General features: G+C 69.8%; 19 protein-coding genes. 9 read left to right on the forward strand and 10 right to left on the reverse strand.

Translation table 11 applies throughout. The features are described 5' to 3' along the window. Positions 1 to 124: 124 nt before the first annotated feature. The 5 genes from ACU6WY_RS03850 to ACU6WY_RS03870 all read right to left on the reverse strand — a co-directional run bounded on the left by ACU6WY_RS03850 (position 125) and on the right by ACU6WY_RS03870 (position 5,586). Positions 125 to 1,426 carry a DUF58 domain-containing protein gene (locus ACU6WY_RS03850; protein ID WP_483821143.1) on the reverse strand — a complete coding sequence of 434 codons (1,302 nt, stop codon included), beginning with the start codon at positions 1,424 to 1,426 and terminating at the stop codon, positions 125 to 127. After that, positions 1,426 to 2,355: an AAA family ATPase gene (locus ACU6WY_RS03855; RefSeq protein ID WP_483821849.1), complete on the reverse strand. Its 930-nt coding sequence runs from the start codon at positions 2,353 to 2,355 to the stop codon at positions 1,426 to 1,428. Before ACU6WY_RS03855 ends, ACU6WY_RS03850 begins: the two co-directional genes overlap by 1 nt. A gap of 92 nt (positions 2,356 to 2,447) precedes the next feature. Further along, positions 2,448 to 3,626 carry a DUF4350 domain-containing protein gene (locus ACU6WY_RS03860; protein WP_483821144.1) on the reverse strand — a complete coding sequence of 393 codons (1,179 nt, stop codon included), beginning with the start codon at positions 3,624 to 3,626 and terminating at the stop codon, positions 2,448 to 2,450. Then, entirely contained in the window at positions 3,623 to 4,297 is a 675-nt protein-coding gene (locus ACU6WY_RS03865; RefSeq protein WP_483821145.1) for a DUF4129 domain-containing protein, read from the reverse strand. Before ACU6WY_RS03865 ends, ACU6WY_RS03860 begins: the two co-directional genes overlap by 4 nt. Further along, complete coding sequence (locus ACU6WY_RS03870) at positions 4,294 to 5,586, reverse strand: glycerophosphoryl diester phosphodiesterase membrane domain-containing protein (protein WP_483821146.1); 1,293 nt, start codon at positions 5,584 to 5,586, stop codon at positions 4,294 to 4,296. Before ACU6WY_RS03870 ends, ACU6WY_RS03865 begins: the two co-directional genes overlap by 4 nt. Before the next feature lie 161 nt (positions 5,587 to 5,747). Between ACU6WY_RS03870 and mtrA the strand changes: the two genes are divergently transcribed. The 5 genes from mtrA (at position 5,748) to hpf (ending at position 11,310) form a co-directional block, all read left to right on the forward strand. Further along, positions 5,748 to 6,428, forward strand: a complete 681-nt coding sequence (mtrA, locus tag ACU6WY_RS03875; RefSeq protein ID WP_483821147.1) for an MtrAB system response regulator MtrA — start codon at positions 5,748 to 5,750, stop codon at positions 6,426 to 6,428. A 7-nt stretch (positions 6,429 to 6,435) separates the two neighbouring features. Further along, positions 6,436 to 8,121, forward strand: a complete 1,686-nt coding sequence (gene mtrB, locus ACU6WY_RS03880) for an MtrAB system histidine kinase MtrB (protein ID WP_483821148.1) — start codon at positions 6,436 to 6,438, stop codon at positions 8,119 to 8,121. Beyond that, positions 8,118 to 9,776 carry an LpqB family beta-propeller domain-containing protein gene (locus ACU6WY_RS03885; protein WP_483821149.1) on the forward strand — a complete coding sequence of 553 codons (1,659 nt, stop codon included), beginning with the start codon at positions 8,118 to 8,120 and terminating at the stop codon, positions 9,774 to 9,776. The genes mtrB and ACU6WY_RS03885 overlap by 4 nt, the downstream gene beginning before the upstream one ends. A 91-nt stretch (positions 9,777 to 9,867) precedes the next feature. After that, entirely contained in the window at positions 9,868 to 10,554 is a 687-nt protein-coding gene (locus ACU6WY_RS03890; RefSeq protein ID WP_483821150.1) for a ComF family protein, read from the forward strand. Positions 10,555 to 10,647: 93 nt separating this feature from the next. Next, positions 10,648 to 11,310, forward strand: coding sequence for a ribosome hibernation-promoting factor, HPF/YfiA family (gene hpf / locus ACU6WY_RS03895; protein ID WP_483821151.1), 663 nt, complete (start codon positions 10,648 to 10,650; stop codon positions 11,308 to 11,310). Between the two features lie 59 nt (positions 11,311 to 11,369). Here the strand turns inward: hpf and ACU6WY_RS03900 are convergent, their stop codons facing one another. Continuing rightward, the gene (locus tag ACU6WY_RS03900) at positions 11,370 to 12,680 is read right to left on the reverse strand and encodes a hypothetical protein (protein ID WP_483821152.1); all 1,311 of its coding nucleotides are present in this window, start codon (positions 12,678 to 12,680) and stop codon (positions 11,370 to 11,372) included. Between the two features lie 183 nt (positions 12,681 to 12,863). Between ACU6WY_RS03900 and secA the strand changes: the two genes are divergently transcribed. Further along, positions 12,864 to 15,665 carry a preprotein translocase subunit SecA gene (gene secA, locus ACU6WY_RS03905; protein ID WP_483821153.1) on the forward strand — a complete coding sequence of 934 codons (2,802 nt, stop codon included), beginning with the start codon at positions 12,864 to 12,866 and terminating at the stop codon, positions 15,663 to 15,665. Between the two features lie 111 nt (positions 15,666 to 15,776). Further along, the gene (locus ACU6WY_RS03910) at positions 15,777 to 17,003 is read left to right on the forward strand and encodes a pyridoxal phosphate-dependent aminotransferase (RefSeq protein ID WP_483821154.1); all 1,227 of its coding nucleotides are present in this window, start codon (positions 15,777 to 15,779) and stop codon (positions 17,001 to 17,003) included. Between the two features lie 19 nt (positions 17,004 to 17,022). Here the strand turns inward: ACU6WY_RS03910 and ACU6WY_RS03915 are convergent, their stop codons facing one another. Further along, positions 17,023 to 17,319, reverse strand: coding sequence for an Rv3235 family protein (locus tag ACU6WY_RS03915; RefSeq protein WP_483821155.1), 297 nt, complete (start codon positions 17,317 to 17,319; stop codon positions 17,023 to 17,025). Between the two features lie 113 nt (positions 17,320 to 17,432). Beyond that, positions 17,433 to 18,200 carry a YfbU family protein gene (locus tag ACU6WY_RS03920; protein ID WP_483821156.1) on the reverse strand — a complete coding sequence of 256 codons (768 nt, stop codon included), beginning with the start codon at positions 18,198 to 18,200 and terminating at the stop codon, positions 17,433 to 17,435. 434 nt (positions 18,201 to 18,634) lie between these two features. On the opposite strand from ACU6WY_RS03920, the gene ACU6WY_RS03925 reads away from it, so the two are divergent. After that, entirely contained in the window at positions 18,635 to 19,339 is a 705-nt protein-coding gene (locus ACU6WY_RS03925) for a DUF3800 domain-containing protein (protein WP_483821157.1), read from the forward strand. Between the two features lie 319 nt (positions 19,340 to 19,658). Here ACU6WY_RS03925 and ACU6WY_RS03930 read toward each other — a convergent pair whose 3' ends face one another. After that, positions 19,659 to 20,120, reverse strand: a complete 462-nt coding sequence (locus tag ACU6WY_RS03930) for a hypothetical protein (protein WP_483821158.1) — start codon at positions 20,118 to 20,120, stop codon at positions 19,659 to 19,661. 260 nt (positions 20,121 to 20,380) lie between these two features. Here ACU6WY_RS03930 and ACU6WY_RS03935 point away from each other — a divergent pair, with 260 nt between their 5' ends. Next, positions 20,381 to 20,662 carry a hypothetical protein gene (locus tag ACU6WY_RS03935; RefSeq protein ID WP_483821159.1) on the forward strand — a complete coding sequence of 94 codons (282 nt, stop codon included), beginning with the start codon at positions 20,381 to 20,383 and terminating at the stop codon, positions 20,660 to 20,662. A gap of 74 nt (positions 20,663 to 20,736) precedes the next feature. On the opposite strand, the gene ACU6WY_RS03940 is transcribed toward ACU6WY_RS03935, so the two are convergent. Next, positions 20,737 to 21,914, reverse strand: a protein-coding gene (locus tag ACU6WY_RS03940) for an IS3 family transposase (RefSeq protein ID WP_483820421.1) whose coding sequence is annotated in 2 segments (ribosomal slippage) — positions 20,737 to 21,645 and positions 21,648 to 21,914 — 1,176 coding nt in all. Because the reading frame shifts where the segments join, the coding sequence is not laid out codon by codon here. Positions 21,915 to 22,103: the final 189 nt, after the last annotated feature.

Here is a 22,103-nt window from a genome sequence, read left to right on the forward strand (position 1 = left end):
TCCCGCATCCTGTGCGTAGACGGCGCAGCCGCGCGCGGAGGGACGCACCGGCGGCTCGAAGGGTATCCCCCAGGATATGCCGCGACGTATGCGAGTGGCTGCATGCGGGCGGTGTGCTAACGCCTCAGAGCCGCCCGGCGGCCTTGAGGGCGAGATAGCGGTCGGCCACGATCGGCGGGAGATCGTCGGCGGAGGCGGCCACGGCGTCGCCCCCCGCGCGCACGACGGCGTCGCGGACGCGGTCGGCGTCGTGGCGGGCGCGTTCGATCGCCGCGGCGGCGTACACCGCCGCGGCATCCGAGCGTTCCGGGGTCGCGCCGGGGCCGTCCGTGGCCGTGGCGACGAGGAGGCGCGAGCGCGCCGCAACCGCCGGCAGCGACGCGAGGAACGCGCGCGCGGCCTCGGGGTCGTCGTGGGCGGTGAGCAGCACCACGAGGGCGGGGGTGCGAGCGAGCGCGCGCACCTGGGCGAAGGCGGCATCCCAGTCGGTGTCGATGAGCTGCGGCTCCACCGGCGCCATCGCGTCCACGAGAGCGGGCAGGAGCTGCGGCCCGTCGACGCGGGTCACGCGCGCCCGGGGGATCCGGTCGAACATCAGCAGGTGCACGTGGTCGCCCGCCCGCGCGGCGAGGGCCGACAGCAGCAGCGCCGCCTCCATCGCGGCATCCAGGCGCGCCCCGTCGCCCACGCGGGCGGCGGCGGTGCGACCGGTGTCGATGACGATCACGACGTGCCGGTCGCGCTCGGGGCGCCAGGTGCGCAGCATGGTGGTGCCGGCCCGGGCGGTGGCGCGCCAGTCGATCGAGCGCACGTCGTCGCCCCGCACGTACTCGCGGAGGCTGTCGAACTCGGTGCCGGCGCCGCGCACCTGCAGCGTGGTGTTCCCGTCGAGCTCGCGCAGGCGCGCGAGCCGCGAGGGGAGGTGGCGTCGCGCGGTGAAGGGCGGCAGCACGCGCAGCCGCGCCGGGGAGACGACCGTGGCCTGGCGGCCCGCCAGCCCGAGCGGCCCGGTCGAGCGCACCACGACGAACTCGCTCCGCAGCTCGCCGCGTCGTCGGGGGAGGAGGGGCAGCGGAGCGGAGCGGCGCTCGCCGGGGGGCACGACCAGGCGCAGCCGCTCTTCCGGTGCCCCCGCCGTGGGCTGCCAGGCGTCGCGCACGCGGGCGCGAAGCGTGCGCCGACCGAGATTGCGCAGCCGGAACTCGCCCGCCACGGGTTCGTCGCGGAGGGCCCGCTCGGGCAGTCGCCGGGTGATCTCGACCGCGCGCGGATCACCCGCCAGGGCGATGTCGATCGACGCCAGCACGACGCACAGCAGCACCCAGCCGCCCACGGCCGCCCAGGCCGGCACCCCGGCGGTCGAGAGCAGGATCAGCGGCACGACGCCGAGGGCGACGAGCAGCGGAAGGCGACCGGTGACGTGCATCAGAGGGGGACGCGGGTCTGCTGCAGCACCGAGGTGAGGATCGCGTCGACCGAGACGCCCTCGATCTCCGCCTCGGGGCGCAGCCGGATGCGGTGCCGCCACACCGGCACGAGCATCGTCTGCACGTGGTCGGGGGTGATCGCGGGGTATCCGCCGAGCCAGGCCCAGGCTTTCGCCGCCGCGAGCAGCCCCGTCGACGCGCGCGGGCTCACGCCCAGCAGCACCGACGGGCTCTGGCGGGTCGCGCGCGCGAGGTCGACGACGTAGCCCAGCACGTCGTCGGCGACGGCGACGGATGCCGCGGCCCGCTGAGCCGCGAGGATCTCGGCCGGGCTGATGACGGCATCCACCCCCGCGTCGCCGAGGCGGCGCGGGTCGAAGCCGCCCGCGTGACGGCGGAGGACGTCGACCTCGGCGTCGCGACCGGGCAGTTCGACGACGAGCTTCAGCAGGAAGCGGTCGAGCTGTGCCTCGGGCAGCGTGTAGGTGCCCTCGTGCTCGACGGGGTTCTGCGTCGCGGCCACGAGGAAGGGGTCGGGCAGCGCGCGGCTCACTCCGTCGGAGGACACCTGGCGCTCCTCCATCGCCTCCAGGAGCGCGGCCTGCGTCTTCGGGGGCGTTCGGTTGATCTCGTCGGCGAGGAGCACGTGCGTGAACACCGGTCCGGGGCGGAACTCGAACTCGCCGGCGCGCGCGTCGTACACGAGAGAGCCCGTGACATCGCCGGGCATGAGGTCGGGGGTGAACTGCACCCGATGGGTGTCGAGTCCGAGAGCCCGGCTGAAGGAGCGCACGAGGAGCGTCTTGGCCACGCCCGGCACGCCCTCCAGCAGCACGTGACCGCGCGCGAGGAGCGCGATGAGCAGACCCGTGATCGTGCCGTCCTGCCCCACGACGGCCTTGCCCACCTCCGTGCGCACCCGGTGCATCGCCTCCCGCAGGTCGGCATCGCCGTGCGAGGGCGCGGCATCCGGCCCGACACCGGCGGCCAGGGAGTCGGGAGATCCGAGAGGACTGTCGGTCATCGGGGGGTCCTTTCCGTTCGGAGGGTGGCGCGCACACTCGTCTCGAGGTCGCGAAGCCGATCGCTCGCGGCGACGAGGTCGCGGTCGCTGCGGGGGAGGTCATCGATCAGGATGCCGCGCACCTGCGCGCGATCAGCGCCGAGGCGCTCGGCCACGGCATCCGCGATCTGGATGGGTGGAGTGCGGGGAGAGAGACCGAGCACGCGCCGCAGGCGGCCGCGCGTCGCGCGTCGGAGCTCGTCGAGCGCATGCGCGACGTCGCCGGAGTCGGCGTACAGGCGCGCTCGTCCCTCGGTCGTCTCGTTCGCGCGCACCGTCACGGGCAGCCGTTCGGTGACAAGCGGACCGAAGCGGCGGCCGCGCCACAGCGCAGCGGTGGCCGCGGCGAGGAGCAAGAGGACCATCGCCGGCGTGACCCAGGGAGGGGTGAGGTCTCCGATCGTGGGCACCGCGGCCCCGGTGTCGGCGTCGGCGGGTGACGGGACGTACCACACGACCGTCGCGTTGCGGCCGAGCAGACCGAGCGCGAGCGCGGCATCGCCGTCGCGGGGAAGGGCCCGGTTGGTGAGGACCGACAGCCCGTCGACCGCGGCGACCGTGCGGCCGTCGCCGGCATCGGCCACGAGCACGCCGAACTCTCCGTCGACGGGGTAGCAGCCGCGCACCCCGACGCCGGGGACGTAGAGCTCTCCGACCCGCGCCGCGCCCGCCGAGGCCGCCGCGGGAACCTCGCACGCGGGGTCCACGGCACGATCGTCGGCCACGCCGCCGAGCGACGAACCGTTCATCAGCACGTCGAGCGCGCGTGAGCGCGGCTCGATGAGGACGACGTCGTTCGCCGCCTCGCCCAGGCGACGCACGGTCTCGTCGGAGAGCATCGGCGCGTCACGGACGACCAGTGTCGCCCCGCCGTCCGCGAGGGCGCGTTCGGCCGCCGCACGATCCCGCGCGACGGTCACGCGCACCCCCTGCTGCTCGAGGATCCGGACCACCGCGCGGGTGCCGTCGGGGGCGGGGGAGTCGGGGTCGAGGGCGTCGCGCTGGCTCCAGCCGCCGTACACGAGGGCGGTGCCCATCAGCGCGATCACCGCGAGCGCGGCCACCAGGATCGCCCATCCCGCGGTGGAGCGCCGACGCGACCGTACCGGGGGTGCCCCGAGCTCTGTCGCACTCACGAGCGGACCGCCGATGCCTTGGCGAGGACGGGACGAGCGCGCACGGCGGCCTCATCGAGCCCGGCGACGAGCCGATAGGCCGCCTCGGTGCCCGGGCGGCCGAGATACCGCACGTCGTCGAACGTCACCGCGCCGTCGGCGGGGGCGGTGCCGAGGACCGGCAGCGCCTCCGCGGCGGTGCGAGCGAAGGCGCGAGCCGTGGCGCCGGGGGGAGGGTCGACGAGCCCGCGCTCGCCGAGGCCCCGGGCGAAGGCGCGGAAGCGGAGAACCACCGCCTCGCTCCAGTCGGAGCGGGCGGCGGCCGCGGCGGCATCCGTGCGGAGGGTCTCCGCGGTGCGGTGGTCGTCGTCGTCGAACAGGGCACGGGCGGCGGGGCGGGCGCGCGCGATCGCGCGCGGGCGCCCCCACAGGAGGATGCCGACGACGATCGCCGCGACCACGAGCACCGCCAGCACGACGAAGGCCAGGGGCCCCCAGTCTCCCGACACCGGGGCGGAGAGGAGGCTCTCGATGAAATCGAGCACGGCGCGCACGAGACGGTCGAAGAACGTCGGCTCGGCGGCCTGGTACGCGGGGTCGGCGAGTTCGCGCTCCGCCCACTCGCGCGCCTCGTCGACACCCGGGAGGAGGGGCACCACCGCGGAGGCGACGGGATGCAGGGTCGCGCTCACGAGTCCTGCGGCGGTGCGCCGGGAGCGGCCCACCGGGTCGGGTCTGTCGGTGCCGGGGTGGGCGTCGACGCCGGTGCGCTGGGCGTGGGCGCGGACGGCGGGCTGTCGGACCCCGGGGCGCGTACCCCGGGTGCAGTCGTGGGCGGCGGTCCCCACACGCCCGGTGCGCCTGCTCCCGGCGGTCCCCACGCAGCGGGAGCCGTCGGGGGCATCGCGGCGGCCGGGGTTCCGCCCGCGGGTGCGGGTGCCACCCGGCGGCCGGCGCCGACACGGTACGGGTCGGGAAGATCGGTGGCCCCGGCGTCGCGCGCGTCGACATACGCGTGCAGGTCGTGGTCGAGGCCCTCGGTGCGCATCCGCGCGTCGACGTACACGAGGACAGCCGAGGTCGCCTGGACGACCAGGGCGATGCACTGCACGAGAAGGATGCCGATCTGCCCCACGAGCTGAATGACGATGAAGGCGATGACCCCGCTCGGATCGCTCGATCCGGTGGGGGCGACGATCGCCGACACACCGCCCGAGAGCAGGCTCAGCGGCACGGAGATGATCTGCGCGACGACGCCGAACGAGATCGAGACGATGACGATCACGCCGAGAGTCGACCAAAAGCGTCCGCGCGTGAGCACCCAGGAGCGCGCGATGCCCCGACCGATACCGACGCCCTCGAGAATCATCGCGGAGGGCACCAGGAAGAGCTTCGTCGCCAGCCACAGGTACAGCGGGACGAGCCCGAGGGCGAACAGGACGCCCGCCACGATGCCCAGGGGGAGCAGGACGAGACCGAGCAGCACGGCGATCCCGCCGAGAAGGGCGAGGACGACGATGGTGGCCAGCAGGGTGAGTAGCGCGTAGCCGATGAGCTTCCAGAACACCGGTCGCACCCGCCGCCACGCGACGCGGAGCGTCGGTTTCTCAGCCACGACCGCGGACGACACCTCGGCGACCACGACGGCCTGGACGAGGACGCTCAACCCCCCGACCACGGCACCGAGAACGAGGGCGGTGACCGCGGTCAGGGCGACCGAGCCGGCCAGGACCGCATCGAAGTCGTCGCTGCCCTCGACGAGCGTGTCGAGCCGCGAGAAGCTGACCACGGCCACGGCGGCGAGCGCCGCGCTGAGCACGAGATAGGCCACCGTCTGCACGATCAGGGCGAACCCCAGAAGCACCCGGGGGTTGTGGCGCAGGGCGACGAAGGAGCGGCCGAGAATCGTGCCGAAGCCATACGGATGCAGGGGCACGATGCCGGCGCGCGAGGCCGGGGTCCAGGCGGGGTACGCGGTCACGGTGACGCCTCCTCGGTGGTCGGCTGTGATCCTCATCGTTTCACACACCCCGGACACGCTCGGCCTCATTGCAGACAGGTCGACTACGCTCGGTGTGGCGTGCCCCACCCGTGGCGCGCTGCCCGTTGTCGAACGGGTTCGAGACGGAAGACGTACACCCGATGACTTCACGGATCCTGGTTGTCGACGACGACACCGCGCTCGCCGAGATGATCGGCATCGTGCTGCGCACCGAGGGATTCGAGACCGTGTTCTGCGCCGACGGCGCGCAGGCGGTCGAGTCCTGGCGCACCGAGCGCCCCGACCTCATCCTGCTCGACCTCATGCTCCCGGGAGTCGACGGCATCGAGATCTGCACGCGCGTGCGCGCCGAGTCCGGCATCCCGATCATCATGCTCACCGCCCGCACCGACACCGCCGATGTGGTGAAGGGCCTCGAATCCGGCGCCGACGACTACATCGTCAAGCCCTTCAACCCGAAGGAGCTCGTCGCCCGGATCCGCACGCGGCTGCGTCCCGGGCAGGCGCCGGCCGACGAGACCCTGCGCATCGGAGACCTGGTCGTCGACGTCGCCGCCCACGAGGTGCGTCGCGCAGACACCGCCATCGCGCTGACGCCGCTGGAATTCGAGCTCCTCGTTGCGCTCGCCGAGAAGCCGCAGCAGGTGTTCTCCCGCGAGATGCTGCTCGAGCAGGTCTGGGGCTACCACTACAAGGCCGACACGCGCCTGGTGAACGTGCACGTCCAGCGTCTGCGCGCCAAGGTCGAGGTCGACCCCGACAACCCCCGCATCGTGACGACCGTGCGCGGGGTCGGGTATCGCGCCGGCGCGGTGGTGTGAGCTCCTCATGACGGGCGCGGTGCGCACATTCCCGGCCACCCGGGTCTGGCGCCCGACCGACTGGCGCCGCACCCGCGACCGTCTGGCGACGCTGTGGCGCCGGTCGCTCCGGTTCCGCACCATCCTCATCACGGTGGCCCTCACCGCGGCCACCATCCTGGTCACCTGTCTGGCGATGGCGCTCGTGATCCAGAACGAGCTGTTCAGCGCGCGAAAAGACCAAGTGCTCCTCGAGGCCCAACGGGCCACCACGTCGGCGCAGGCGACCCTCGACGCCGCGGTCGACTCCACCGACCCCGCCGCCGCTCAGACCCTCATGAACGGCATCGCCACGCGCCTGTCGCAACAGTCCTCCAGCGACCTGATCGCGCTCTACCGCATCGGACCGCCCTCGCCCCTGGCGCCCCAGCCCTTCATTTCGCCGGCGTTCGAGTCCGGGATCGTCTCCGAGGCGTTGCGCACCCAGGTGCAGTCCACCCCCGACCTCCAGTGGTGGCAGTCCGTGGCGCTGCCCTCCGACGACGGCCGGGAGGTTCCCGGCATCCTGGTCGGTCACCAGTTGCGCTTCCCCGCCGAAGACGGTGTTGACTACTACGAGCTGTACATGGGGTACGACCTCGCCAGCGCCGCCCAGACCCTCGCTTTCGTCCAGGTCCTGCTGTGGGTGGTGGGTCTCGTGCTCGTCGTGCTCATCGGTGCCATCGCGTGGGTCGTGCTCCGATCCGTGACCACCCCGATCGCGGATGCCGCCGAGACCAGCGCCAAGCTCGCGGCCGGCGACCTGGGGGTGCGGCTGCCCGTGCGCGGCGAAGATGAGCTGGCGACCCTGAACCGCTCGTTCAATGCCATGGCCGACAGCATCGAGTCACAGATCAAGGAGCTCGCCGACCTCTCGCTCGTTCAGCAGAGGTTCGTCTCCGACGTCTCCCACGAGCTGCGCACTCCCCTCACGACGATCCGCCTCGCCGCCGACATGATCAACGATCAGCGCGACGAGTTCGAGCCCACCACCGCTCGCGCGGCGGAGCTCCTCCACGCCCAGGTGCAGCGGTTCGAGGTGCTCCTGACCGACCTGCTGGAGATCAGCCGGTACGACGCCGGTTCGGTGCAGCTCGAGCTCGAGCCCACGAGCATGGCGTACCTCGCCGAAGACGTGATCGTCTCGATGGAGCAGCTCGCCCAGCAGCACGGCAGCGACGTTCGGCTGGTCGCCCCCGGCGGGTACACCCCGATCGACATGGATCCCCGCCGCGTCCGTCGGATCGTCCGCAACCTCCTCGGCAACGCCATCGAGCACGGAGAGGGGCGGCCCATCGTCGTCGCGGTGGACAGCGATCGGGATGCCGTGGCCCTGAGCGTGCGCGACTTCGGGCTGGGGATGCGCGCCGACGACGTCGAGCGCGTGTTCGACCGTTTCTGGCGCGCCGACCCGTCGCGGGTCCGAACGATCGGCGGGACCGGGCTCGGGCTCTCGATCGCGCTGGGGGACGCCCGCCTGCACGGAGGGACGCTGGCGGTCTGGTCGGAGCTCGGGCACGGATCGAATTTCCTCCTCACCCTCCCGCGCGACGGGCGGCCGCTCACCGGCTCGCCGCTTCCACTCGTGCCCGACGACGAGCAGGGCGGCGCGCTCGAGGCGCTCGGGCTGACCCAGCCCCTTTCGCTCGGACAGACGGGGAGGACTCCCGCATGAAACGCGCACTTTCCGCCCTGAGCCTGCTCCTGGTCCTCGCGCTCACCGCCTGTACCGGTCTGCCCACGACCGGGTACGTCAACCCGGGCCGCGGCCCGCAGAGCGACGATGGTCAGGCGTTCGCCTTCGTCCCCGACGGTCCGCAAGACGATGCGTCACCGACCGAGATCGTTGAGGGGTTTCTGCGGGCCGGGTCGGGTCCCGCCGACGACTGGGCCACGGCCAAGCTCTTCCTGGCGCCCGGCACGCCGTGGGACCCGCGGGCCCGTGTGACGATCGATCGCCTCGCCGACCGCCGAGCCACCGCCGTCCCCGACGGCCGTTCCGTCGGCGTGCAGCTCTCGACCGTCGCCGGGGTGGATGCCGACGGCGCCTACTCTCCGGCGCTGACCGGTGCCACCGAGACCCTGTCGTTCAGCCTTTCCCTGGTCGATGACCAGTGGCGCATCACCTCGGCGCCCGACGGTGTCGTGCTGTACGAAGAGGTTTTCCCGACCGTGTACCAGTCGGCATCCGTTGCGTACTTCGACCCGACCTGGAGCTTCATCGTTCCCGACGTGCGCTGGTTCCCGCGCCCGCTGGTGGCCAGCCGGGTGGCGACCGCTCTCGTCGACGGGCTTCCGAGTGCGTGGCTGATCGACGCGGTGCGCAACGCCTTCCCCGACGACCTGTCGCTCGTGGGGCGCTCGGTGACTCTCTCGTCGAGCGGTATCGCGCAGGTGCAGCTGCCGAGGGCGGCACTGAGCCTCGATCGCACGACGCTCGACCGGATGCAGACGCAGTTGACGCGCAGTCTCGCCACGGCCGGGATCAGCGAGGTGCAGATGACCGTCGACGGCACGCCCATCGCGGCCACTGAACTGCCCGTCCGGGTCACGCGCATCGACCCGTCGCCGGCCGTGCTCACGGCCGACGGGAGCTTCGGCATCCTCAGCGGAGAATCGATCGAGACCATCCCCGCGCTCTCCGATGCCGTCGAATCGCTCGCTCCCGTGAGCATCGAACTCGAGGCCGATCGCAGCCTCGCCGCCGTCCTCAGTGAGCAGGGGACGGTGGCCAGCGCCCTCGCCGACGGCGGGACCTTCCTCCTCGACGACCGCCCGGGTCTGGTCTCGCCCTCCATCGACGCCGAGGGCGCGATCTGGAGCGTGCCGCGCTCGAGCCCGTCGCAGCTACGTGCCTACACTCCCCAGGGTGTGCCGCGCGACATCGGCAACGCCTGGCCCGACGCGTCCGAGATCACCGCCTTCCAGATCTCGCGCGACGGCACGCGCATCGCCGCGATCGTCACGGTCGCGGGCGTGCGCGAGGTGTGGCTGGCCGGCATCGTGCGCGAGGGGGCCGGGGTCAACCTCGGGCCGCCGCACGTGCTCTCGTTCGCCGATCCGGGTGCCCTCGACCTCGCGTGGCTCGACGACACGACGATCGGAGTGCTCACCGCCGTCGACGGCGTGACGCGCCTGGAGGAACTGAACGTCGGCGGGCGGGGAACCATCGGGCCGGTACCGGACGACGCGCGGGCGATCGCCGGGGGAAGCACGAGCGTACGGATCCTCGACGACGAGGGGCGTCTGTTCAGCCGTCGGGGGAGCTCGTGGACCCTGGTCGCGAGCAATATCCGCGTCCTCGCGGCGCAGCAGGGCACCACCTCCTGACCCCTCCTCCCCGGGGGAGTGCGCGGAGATTTCTTGCACGGATCGGCCCCCGGGGCCCGCGCGGCCACGTCGGACGCGGCATCCTGACCCGATGTCGACCGATCCTGCCCCGCCCCCGCAACACCCCGTGCGCGGGGCGCTCGCCGACGCGCTGACGTTCTGGTTCCCCATCGCGTGCGCGGGGTGCGGCGCGCTCGACGTCGAGCTGTGCGGGGGATGCCGTGCCGACCTGGCGCCGCGACTGCGCCGGCACGCGGCGGCTCCCGGTCTGGAGGTGACGTGCGCGATGGACTTCGCCGGGCCCGCCGCGCGCGTGATCCGCGCGCTCAAGGAGGAGGGGAGGACGGGGCTGGCCCGTGCCCTGGCTCCGGCGTTGGCCCACGCGCTCGCGGCCGTCGCCCCCGCCGGTGCGATCGTGACGCCCGTGCCCTCCTCCCGCACGGCCGACCGGAGGCGCGGGTACCGGCTGGTCGAGCTGATGCTGCGGCACGCGGGCGTGCGATCCGAGCGCGTCCTGCGCGTGCAGCGCGCGCCCGCCGATCAACGCGGACTCGGGCGCGACGCCCGTCGCGCCAACGTCGCTGGGGCGTTCGTCGCTCGCGGCGCGCCCGCGGGGCCCATCGTCGTCGTCGACGACGTCGTGACCACCGGGGCGACGCTCGCCGAGGCCGTTCGCGCCCTGCGGGCGGCCGGCGCGCGAGAGGTCATCGGGGTGGCGGTGGCGCACACGCCGCGATACAGCCCATCCGTACGTGAATCGGAGGGGATTGCTACGTGACAGTCCGGTGTCGTCGGACTAGCGTGGGGATGACTGAAGGCGACGGCTGTTCCGCCCTTAGACCGGGCGGAACCCGGAACAAGGAGGTCACGGATGGACACCAGCATCGTCGGCGTGGGAGTCGGTATCACCGATCGATTCCGCACGGTGGTCGAAGAGAAGGTCAACCGCATCGAGCACCTCGCGCCTCGCGCGACCACGCTCGAGGTCAAGGTGACCCACCGCTCTTATCGCAACGGGCGCATGGAAGACGACACTGTCGAGCTCACCCTCGACGGGACGGGTCCGGTCGTGCGCGCCGAGGCGACCGACACCGACAAATTCGCCGCTCTCGATCTGGCGGTCGACAAGATTTCGGAGCAGGTGCGTCGCGCCAAGCAGAAGCGGGTCGACGCCCGGAACCATCCGCGGGGCGCGAAGTTCGAGAAGGGAACGGGGGAGCTCTCGGGCATCGACGTCGAGCCCGCCTCGGTCGACGTGCTTCGTGCCGTGGCGACCGGCGAAGTGCCCGTGCTCTCTGGCGAAGACGCCGAAGAGGACTACTCGCCCGTCGTCATCCGGCAGAAGGAATTCGGCGCCGAGTGGATGACGGTCGAAGAGGCGGTGGACCGCATGGAACTCGTCGGACACGACTTCTTCCTCTTCATCGACGCGCGCTCCGACCACCCGAGTGTCGTCTACCGGCGCAAGGGGTGGGACTACGGCGTGATCGCGCTCGGCACCCAGGCGCCCCCGGCCGCCCGCGCGGCGTCCTGACACCGCACACACGAGGGGCCCCGTCGTCGGACGGGGCCCCTCGTCGTGTCGTCGGTGGATCAGCCGTCGAAGATGTCGCCCAGAAGCGAGCCGATCACGAGGCCGCCCAGCATGCCGCCGACCATGTTGCCGCCGCCCGCGCCGCCACCCCGGCCGTAGCCGCCGCGGCCGTAGCCGTTGCCGCCCCAGTCGTCGGGCCGGGACTGCTCGATGTCGCGCTGGGCGAGCTGGAGGGATTCGGATGCCAGACCCCCCGCGCGCCGTGCCGTCGCCAGGGCCGTCTCGCGGTCGTCGTCGGCGATGGGGCCGAGGGGGAGCGTCGCGCGCAGCCGCTCGGCCTCGACGAAACGCGTGCGCGCGTCGGCGCCGATCCACCCGCGGTGCCCGGTGATGAGGCCGCGGGCCACCGCCAGCTGACGATCGGCGTCGTCGATGGCGTGCTCGACCTGCTGTTGTGAGGGCACCGGACGTGCCGCGCGCTCACGCGCGAGGTCGAGGCCGGCGTTGGCCTGGCGCAGCGACGACAGGGCGCTGAAGGGATCGGTGCGGGCGCCGGCACTCGGGAGGGCGGACAGCTCGCGCTCGAGGGTCGCCATGGCCTGCAGGACCGTGGGGGTCTGGGGGCCCTGTCGGGCCTCGACGAGGTCGCCGCGCGAGTCCTCGATGACGGCCGCGAGGGTCGATTCGGCCCGCAGCGCTTCGATCTCGAAGGTGTCGACCGCGTCGAGGAGGGATTCGGCCCGGCGCGCCGCCTCGGTCGCGGCTTCGAGGGCGACGGAGGCCTGCTCGCGCTGACCGGCCTCGCGGCGGCGCTCGCTGACCGCCGCGGTGTGCACCGCGAAGTCCAGGAGCTGCTGGATTTCGTCGGGGTTGCCCGACACCTGCTGCAGGGCGGAGGGGCTGTAGCGCTGCGCGAGGCGTTCGACGACCTCCCGGGCGTGCGGCACGCGCTCGGCCAGCCGGTCGCGATCGGCCCGGACCCGCGCGAGCGTTTCGGGCGCGCGACGCACGGCGTCGATCTTGGGCTGGAGCACGAGCGTGCGCTCCTCGAGCAGATCTTCGGCCCACTGCGACAGCTGAATGATGCGCGCGTTGCGCGTGCGCAGCTCTTCTTTTGTGTCGGGGATCTCGTCGTGGTTGAGCTGGTGCAGCTGGAAGGCTTCTGCCAGGTGCACCTTCACCGAGGCAAGCGCTGCGGCGAGGTCTTCGGTCGCTTTGTCGCCCAGTTCGGCGCGGGCGAAATCCAGCTCGTCGGAAGTGAGTCGCACGCGCTCATCGGCCGCGACGATCGCGAGCTCGGCGCGGCGTGCCAGATCGGCATCCGCGGCATCCTGCTCTTCGCGCTTCCTCTTTCCCCAGAAACCGGCCATGGCTCGATCCTAGGACGGCAACGCGCGGGCGCAGCCGGGTGTTCGCTCTGGGCGGCAGGGGGGTGAGGGACTGAGGGTGTGCTCGCAGGTCACGAACGGGTAACACGGCTAGCATGGGCGGTGTATGCCTGTGCGCAGGCCGGCGTCCACGGGGACGCCGTACCCGACAGATGGAGATGCTTCGTGGCCAATCCGCTCGAGAAACTGCTGCGCGCCGGAGAGGGGCGCATCCTCCGACGACTTCAGGGCGTGGTCAAGGCGACCGGAGCTCTCGAGGAGGACTACGAGCAGCTCACCGACGACGAGCTGCGCAACGAGACCGTCGAGCTGCGTGCGCGCTATGAAGCCGGCGAGACTCTCGACCAGCTCATGCCGGAGGCCTTCGCCGCCGTGCGCGAAGCGGCCAAGCGGACGCTCGGCCAGCGCCCGTACGACGTGCAGATCATGGGCGGCGCGGCGCTGCACCTCGGCAACATCGCCGAGATGAAGACCGGTGAGGGTAAGACGCTGACCGCGGCCCTCCCGGCCTACCTCAACGCCATCGCGGGCAAGGGCGTGCACGTCATCACCGTCAACGACTTCCTCGCGAGCTACCAGTCCGAGCTGATGGGGCGCGTGTACCGGGCTCTTGGAATGACGACGGGCACGATCGTCTCCGGCCAGTCGCCCGAGGTGCGCCGCGAGCAGTACGCCGCCGACATCAGCTACGGCACGAACAACGAGTTCGGCTTCGACTACCTGCGCGACAACATGGCGTGGCGGGGAGAAGACCTCGTGCAGCGCGGGCACTTCTTCGCCGTCGTAGACGAGGTCGACTCCATCCTCATCGACGAGGCCCGCACCCCGCTGATCATCTCGGGGCCGGCTTCGGGCGAGGCGAACCGCTGGTTCACCGAGTTCGCCAAGCTCGCCCGCACGCTCGAGGCCGGCGTCGACTACGAGGTCGACGAGAAGAAGCGCACGATCGGCGTGCTCGAGCCGGGGATCGAGAAGGTCGAGGACTACCTCGGCATCGACAACCTGTACGAGTCGGCCAACACGCCGCTGATCTCGTTCCTGAACAACTCGATCAAGGCGATCGCGCTGTTCAAGCGCGACACCGACTACGTCGTGATGAACGACGAGGTCATGATCGTCGATGAGCACACGGGGCGCATCCTCGTCGGACGCCGCTACAACGAAGGCATCCACCAGGCGATCGAGGCGAAAGAGGGAGTGCCGGTCAAGGCCGAGAACCAGACCCTCGCGACCGTCACCCTGCAGAACTACTTCCGCCTGTACGAGAAGCTCTCCGGGATGACCGGTACCGCCGAGACCGAGGCGGCGGAGTTCATGTCGACCTACAAGCTCGGTGTGGTCCCCATCCCCACGAACAAGCCCATGGTCCGCAAGGATCAGCCCGACCTGGTCTACAAGAACGAGACGGCCAAGTTCGCGCAGGTCGTGGAAGACATCGTCGAGCGGCACGCGAAGGGCCAGCCCGTCCTCGTCGGCACCACGAGCGTCGAGAAGAGCGAGTACCTCTCGCGGCTGCTGTCGAAGAAGGGCGTGCGCCACGAGGTGCTCAACGCCAAGAATCACGCGCGTGAGGCCGAGATCGTCGCCCGCGCCGGGCGCCTGGGCGCCGTCACCGTCGCTACCAACATGGCCGGCCGCGGGACCGACATCATGCTCGGCGGTAACGCCGAGTTCCTCGCCGTGCAAGACATGAAGGCCAAGGGGCTCGACCCGGTCGAAACGCCCGACGCCTACGAGGCCGAGTGGGACTCGGTGTACCAGTCCAAGCGCGACACGGTCGCCGAGGAGGCCGCGAAGGTCACCGAGGCCGGCGGCCTGTACGTGCTCGGCACGGAGCGCCACGAGTCGCGCCGGATCGACAACCAGCTGCGCGGCCGCTCGGGCCGTCAGGGCGACCCGGGCGAGAGCCGGTTCTACCTCTCGCTCACCGACGACCTCATGCGCCTGTTCCAATCGGGTGCTGCCGAGGCGATCCTGGCCCGCACCAACTTCCCCGACGACGTCGCGATCGAGTCGGGCCTGGTGTCGCGCGCCATCAAGAGCGCGCAGTCGCAGGTCGAGGCCCGCAACGCCGAGATGCGCAAGAACGTCCTGAAGTACGACGACGTCCTCAACCGCCAGCGCGAGGCGATCTACGCCGACCGTCGGCACATGCTCCAGGGCGACGACATCGCCGACCGCGTGCAGCACTTCATCGAAGACGCCATCACCGCGATCATCGACGACCACACCGGCAGCGGTCACACCGAGTCGTGGGACTTCGACGCGCTGTGGACCGAGCTGAAGACGCTCTACCCGGTGAGCGTGACCATCGACGAGGTCGTCGCCGAGGCCGGTGGCAACAAGGGGCGCATCACGCCCGAGGGGCTCAAGCGCGAGATCATCTCCGACGCACGGATCGCGTACGAGAACCGGGAGCAGACGCTCGGCGCCCCCGCCCTGCGCGAGCTCGAGCGCCGCGTCGTGCTGCAGGTGCTCGACCGCCGCTGGCGTGAGCACCTCTACGAGATGGACTACCTGAAAGACGGCATCGGCCTGCGGGCCATGGCCCAGCGCGACCCCCTCATCGAGTACCAGCGCGAGGGGTACCAGATGTTCCAGTCGATGATGGGCCAGATCAAGGAGGAGTCGGTCGGCTTCCTCTACAACCTCGAGGTCGAGGTGCGCGCGGGCGAGGGCGAGGCCGGTGCCCAGGTCGAGGCCAAGGGCCTCGCGCCGGCCCCCGTCGAGGGTCAGCGTCTGGAGTACTCGGCAGCGAACGACGCGGGCGAGGTCGAGGTGCGCAACGACCGCGGCCAGGTGCAGCAGGCGGCGACCAACCGTCTCCGCCAGGCCGACCAGGCGGCGGCTCCCGCGGCCGAGAGCGTCCCGACCGGTCCGCGCGGCGCGTTCGGTCAGCGTACGACGGCGCCCGAGGCCGCGCCCGTCAACCGTGCTGATCGCCGCGCCGCCGGCAAGAAGAAGTAGAACGAGCCGGATGGATGCCGCGCCCCCGACGCCGTCGGGGCGCGGCATCCATGCGTACGGAGGGCCACGGGTGGTCGATTGGCTGGATCGGCCCGGGGATATCCTGAGGCGATGAGCCCGCTGCGCCCCCTCGATCAGTCATCGAAGCTGAAGGATGTCCTCTACGAGATCCGTGGGGAGGCCCTCGTCGAGGCCGACCGGCTCGAGGCCGAGGGCCACTCGATCCTCAAGCTCAACACCGGCAACCCGGCGATCTTCGGTTTCGAGGCGCCGCACCAGATCGTGCGCGACATGATCGCCTCGGTGCCGCACGCCCACGGCTACAGCGACAGCCGCGGCATTCTCTCGGCCCGGCGCGCGGTCGTCTCGCGGTACGAGCAGGAGCCCGGCTTCCCGCACGTCGATCCCGACCACGTCTACCTCGGCAACGGTGTGTCCGAGCTGATCACCATGACGATGCAGGCGCTCCTCGACGAGGGGGACGAGGTGCTCATCCCCGCGCCCGACTACCCGCTGTGGACGGCGATGACGAGCCTCGGCGGCGGGACGCCCGTGCACTACCTGTGCGACGAGTCGCGAGAGTGGCAGCCCGATCTGGAAGACATCCGGTCGAAGGTGACCCCGCGCACCAAAGCGATTGTCGTGATCAACCCCAACAACCCCACCGGGGCCGTCTACTCGCGCGAGGTGCTCGAGGGGATCGCGGCGATCGCCCGGGAGCACTCGCTCCTCGTGCTCGCCGACGAGATCTACGACCGCATCGTGTTCGACGACGAGGTGCACATCCCGATGGCCACCGTCGCCCCCGACCTGCTGTGCCTGACCTTCAACGGCCTGTCCAAGACCTACCGCGTTGCGGGTTACCGCTCGGGGTGGCTCGTGATCACCGGCCCCCAGGATCACGCCGAGGGGTTCCTGCACGGCATCAACCTCCTGGCATCCACCCGTCTGTGCCCGAACGTCCCGGCGCAGTTCGCGGTGCAGGCGGCGCTCTCGGGCGTGCAGTCGATCGACGGGCTCATCGCCCCGACGGGTCGTCTGCACGAGCAGAGGGATGCCGCGTGGCAGGGTCTCGAGGCCATTCCCGGCGTTTCCTGCGTGCTGCCCCGCGGTGCGCTGTACGCGTTCCCGCGCTTCGATCCCGAGGTGTACGAAATTCCCGACGACGCGGTCTTCGTGCGCGACTTCCTCGTCGCCGAGCACGTGCTGCTCGTGCAGGGATCGGGGTTCAACTGGCCGGCCACGGACCACGTGCGCATCGTGACGCTGCCCGAGGCGCGAGTGATCTCGGATGCCATCGAGCGACTGGGGAACTTCCTGGCGTCCTGGCGGCCCTGACGCCAGGTTCGGGCCTCGGTCACAGCAACGCGAGGGCGGTGACACGCCAGCGGCCGTCGATGCCTTCCAGCCGGAGGGCGATCGCCCGTGTGCGCGTGCGGGCGGCCGCGGTGACCGTGGCCTCGACGACCCCGTCGGCGGGGGAGAACAGGTGCACCGATCGGATCTGGTGCACGTCACGCGGAACCGGCACGCCGCGGGCGCTTCGCGCTCGCGCCGCGAGGCCGGCCCGTACGACGATGGCGCGGTAGACCTCTTCGGTGGTCCACCGCGCCAACTGCTCGACCTCGCGTACCCCGGCGAAGACCTCGAGCACGCCGCGCACGTTTCGGTGCGAATCGGTGACGACCGACCGGGGGCGCAGGGAGGCCCGCAGGTCTGACCTGCGGGCCTCGCGCGCGGCTGACCATCGTGAGGGTGTCTGTAGGTTCACGCACGCCCGCGGTGCGAGGGGTGGATCTGCGCGTCGTGCAGGCGGCGCAGATCGTCGGCCTTCAGCAGCCAGCTGTCCGTGCTGTAGTCCCGAGGGCGACCGTCCATGATTCGCCGGTACTCGGTCAGCATCCTCTGGTACATGCCCAGCGTGGGCATGTGCGAGTTTCCCCTGTCCGTCTTCTCGATCTGGGGGATGAGCTCGGTCCAGTGCTCGCCGTCCGCCATCATGAAACGCACGTAGCGGGCCATGTGCCCCTCGAGAGAATCGTTGTGGTCAAAGCCCTCGAAGCGCAGGCGCTCGACAAGCTCAGGGTCGACCGGCGTTCCCGAATTCTCGAGCTTCTCGATGCTGAAGGTGATGATCCGATACATCTCGAGGATGTCGACAACCTGCCGGCTTTCCTTGATCGACAGCTCCGTCTCGAAACCAGCCACCTCGAACCAGTACTGGCCCGTGTATCCCGACTCGAGGATCTCCGCCTTCTTCAGCTGATACGCCTCGTCGCCATCCTCCCCATCGGCATCCTCCGGGAGAACTCGGGCCAGGATCCGGTGCAGGAGCGAGAGGACGAGTCGATCGCGCAGGGTGAAGCTCTCTGGCGCTGGCTGGTCGCCGTGCCTCTCAGACCGCTCCGAGATGGGCACGACTGCCTCGCGCAGCAGATCCCGCACGAGGTCACTCAGAGTTACCCCCTCCCCATCGGCGATCTCCTTCAGGCGTTCGTGCACGTGGTCATCCACGCGAACATTCAGCATTGCCATTGTGTTACCTCCTTCATCTATGACGGGTTTGTATCCGCGTCATACACTGTAACGCATTTTGGTCGCCCTGATGTGGGCGGCCGCGCGTCTGCGGCTCGGACCAATCGTGCGTGGCATTGAAGTTGGCAGCTGGAGAGCGATCGCGGATCCCGGATGGGACGCAGGCGGGGATGCGAAACGCAGGTCTGATGGCCACCTGCCCCGCCCCGTGGGGAGAGAACGCGGTTAGGGAATTGACCAGGATCCGGGGATCACGGACCAATGGTCTGAGGCGGGGCGTCTGGAGGCTCTCATCTGCCTCTAGACTCCGCGCCCATGAAAGACACCCCGCCCCATCTCCCCTTCGTCGCGACCGACGACGGTATCCAGCCGCGTTGGCTCCGCCGTTCCCCTGACGCGGGAGTGTCCGCGCTTCTCTCGACGCGGGAAGTGTGATGCGCGCCTTCATCGATGAGTCCTACACCGACACCCGGTACTTCATCGCGGCCGCGCTCGGTACCGAGGCTGCCTGGAGCTGCGTGTCATCTGCGCTCACGGCGATTCGCGAACGAACCCACGCTGAGCACGGAACCCCCGTGGACATCGAGTTCCACGCCGACGAGCTGATGAACGGCCGCGGCAACTGGGCGCCACTCAAGACCAAGCACCGAGAGGCGGCAGGCATCTATGCGGCCGTCCTCAACGCCGCAGCAAGCTGCGGCATCGAGGTCATCCTGCGCGGCCTCGACATCCCGCGGCTGCGCACTCGGTACAGCTACCCCGAACAACCCCACGGAATCGTGTTGGGTCACACCCTCGAGCGGGTCAACGATCGGGCACGCGACCACCACTCCGGTGAGCATGTCGTCGTGGTCGCCGACGAGATCTCCACTCAAGCGCAGCACATCCGCCAGTTCGAGGGCTACCAGACATGGGGGACTCCCGGCTACCGAAGATCGCTGCTGCCCTACATCGACGCACCGATGGCTTTCGCGTCGTCGGAGGCTGTCGACGGGCTACAGATCGCTGACTTCGCTGTCTACCTTCATCGGCGCCGGTCGACGCACGTCGAAACGCACCCGCAGGCTCAACGTTCGATGACCCGTCTCTCCATGCGGCTCGACGAGATGGTCGTACACGACTGGGTCTGGACGCCCTAGGGATCTCCGCAAAAAACTAGGACCCCGCGTCAGCGAGGTCCTAGGCGTGCAACGTTCCGGTAGCCGGCCCGTCGCTCAACGATTGTATCGCGTGTATAGCATCCATGCACTACCCCAGGCGGATCGGCCGGAGCCTTCTCCAGCGCGCATGACTCGTCCATGTTGCACGGATGACGCTCGCGTCGCTTCATCCCAGCCGAGGGTCAGCAGCGACGAAGTCGCGAATGGTTCGATTGATCAGCACCCACACCTTGCGGCCGTCCACGTCGGTGAAGGGGTGCAGCAGTCCCGTCGTTCTCGCCCTCGAAGTGCTCAATGGTCAATCACGCGGTGGGCCGTTGTATGCGGCGTCATATGCCGTCGGAGAGATGGAGTTTCGCCACTGGTAGAACTCATGGCTGGACTCCGCCCACGATCCGTTCGCGTTGTAAAACGCCTGCTGATCGCGTTCGTGGCTCTGCCAGGCCACCGCGTACCGCTCCGAATCCGCCACTCTTTTCACTGATACCACCGAGGTCCAGGGGAAGAACGTGCCGCGGCTTTCGTCGAGATCGTCATCTTCGATCTGGCTGCTGTCGTCTGCAAAAAGAGGCATGCAGCGACCACCATGGCTGTACATATGCAGCCCAACCTGATCGGCGAAGATCACTCGACCCTGCAGCGAGTTACGGCCGGTGCCTAGGCGGGCGCTCTCCTCCTCGTCGCGAGCGAAAGGAAATGCCTCTTCGGTAAGCACCACGTTGACGACATCACCTCGTGATAGCAATTCGGTCACGCTCATTGGTTCCCCCCAAGGTTCGCTAACGAGCGTCCGCGCTCTGCGAATAGTTTAACTCATCAGTCTGAGATCGATTGTGAACCACAGTGGATGTCCATGAGTAGTACCACTTCATGGTGCAGAGCGCGCCCTGGGGTGGGCTGTGCCGGGTCGGCACCAGGAGTGTCGTCAGAGAAGTCGTGGGAACGTCCTTGTCCCATGATGTTCAGAATGGGAGAGGAAGGTGGTTAGGTCGGAGTATGGCTACCGGACGCGATCGAGGCGTGGATTACTCCACCGAGTGCACTGTCTGCATCATCGTCATTGACGAGGGCGTCGAGAAGAAGGTCGTGTATGAGCGACCCCAGGTGCAGCTCCCGAATCGCCCTCTTACGCCCGCCGATCGGGGGCGTGCGTTGCAAGCTCCCAACGATGCTGAACTCACGGACGAAGCCAAGTGGATCTTCGGGGACATGAAGAACAAGGGTCGAATCGGTAAGAACGCGGAGCTCGGAGGAATCTTCATAGCGCGGACCGCTGCTGCTGCCCTCGAGATGAAGATCTGACCGCACAGGCTGTCCCGCGGATTCGCTCCTTTTCGACACGGGGGCGTGAGGAACGAACTGGTGACAGGTGTGGTTTAGGCCGCGAGGGTGAGCGGCTCGGTTAGCTTGGCTTCGAACTCGATGGGCGTCAACCCGCCGAGGGTGTCCTGGGCTCGCTGCCGGTGATACTTCCGCTCGATCCAGACGACGATCGCGAGGCGTAGTTCCTGCCGCGTCGTCCACCGCTGCTGGTTGAGCACGTTCGTTTGCAGCAGCGACCAGAAGCTCTCCATGGCCGCGTTGTCTCCGGCGGCGCCGACGCGGCCCATGGATCCGACCATGTCGTGACGGCGTAGCTCACGGGCCATTGCCCTGCTGCGAAATTGGCTGCCCCTATCGGCATGCAGGATGCACCCGGCGACCTCGCTGCGGCGGGCGACGGCGTTTCGGACGGCGTCGACGGCGAGCTTCGCGGTCATCCGATCGGAGATCGAGTATCCGACGATCCGGTTGGAGAATACGTCTTTGATCGCGCAGCAGTAGAGCTTGCCTTCGCTCGTCCAATGCTCCGTGATGTCCGTGAGCCAGACCCGGTTCGGGGCGTCGGCGCGGAATACCCGTTTCACGTGGTCGTCGAACACGGGCGGGCCGGCCTTCTTGCTCTTCCCGCGTCGCCGGCGTTGCGCGGACGAGAGGATCCCGGCCTGCGAGCACAGCTTCCACGCCGTGCGCCGGCTCATCCGCCACCCGGCCCGGCGTGCTTCGTCGGCCAGGTACCGGTAGCCGAACGTCGGGTCTTCAGTGTGAGCATCATGCAGGGCGTTGATGCGGTACGCACGGAGAACATCCGAGTCGCGGACCGGGTCGTTGCGCCACCGGTAGTAGGGCTGGCGAGCGAGCTTGAGGACCCGGCACGACACCGTCACGGGGATCCCCGCGTCGGCGAGCTCCGATACGAGCGGGTACGTCATTTTGGGGAGCCACCCAGTTTCAGGTTCGCCTGCGACAGATACGCCGCCGCACGCCTGAGGACCTCGTTCTCCTGCTCGAGCAACCGGATCCGCTTCTTCAACTCGCGCGCTTCCGCCGCGTCCGCGGCGGTCTGGCCGGGACGGTTGCCTTCCTCGATATCGGCTTGGCGGAGCCAGTTCTGCAACGTCGCCTCGCTGATCCCGAAATCGGTGGCGATCTGCTTGATGGTGACGCCGCTCTCACGGCGACGAGCGACCGCGACAACGTCCTCGCGGAACTCTCTGGGATAGGGACCGGGCATGATGACATCCTCCCCGCCAGCGCCTCCCGGCACTAACGATCAGCTGTCACCGATCCGTTCCTCACGCCCCGGAGCTGCACCCCGTACTCGCCGAGCAGCATCAGAGCGGTAAGTAGTCGTCGCTGAGCCACGGCGTCCGCTTGCGCCCCCAATTCTTCTTCTGCAATCCGTCTCACTGCCCTTGGTACG

It is taken from the genome of Microbacterium sp. ZW3a, assembly GCF_057167165.1.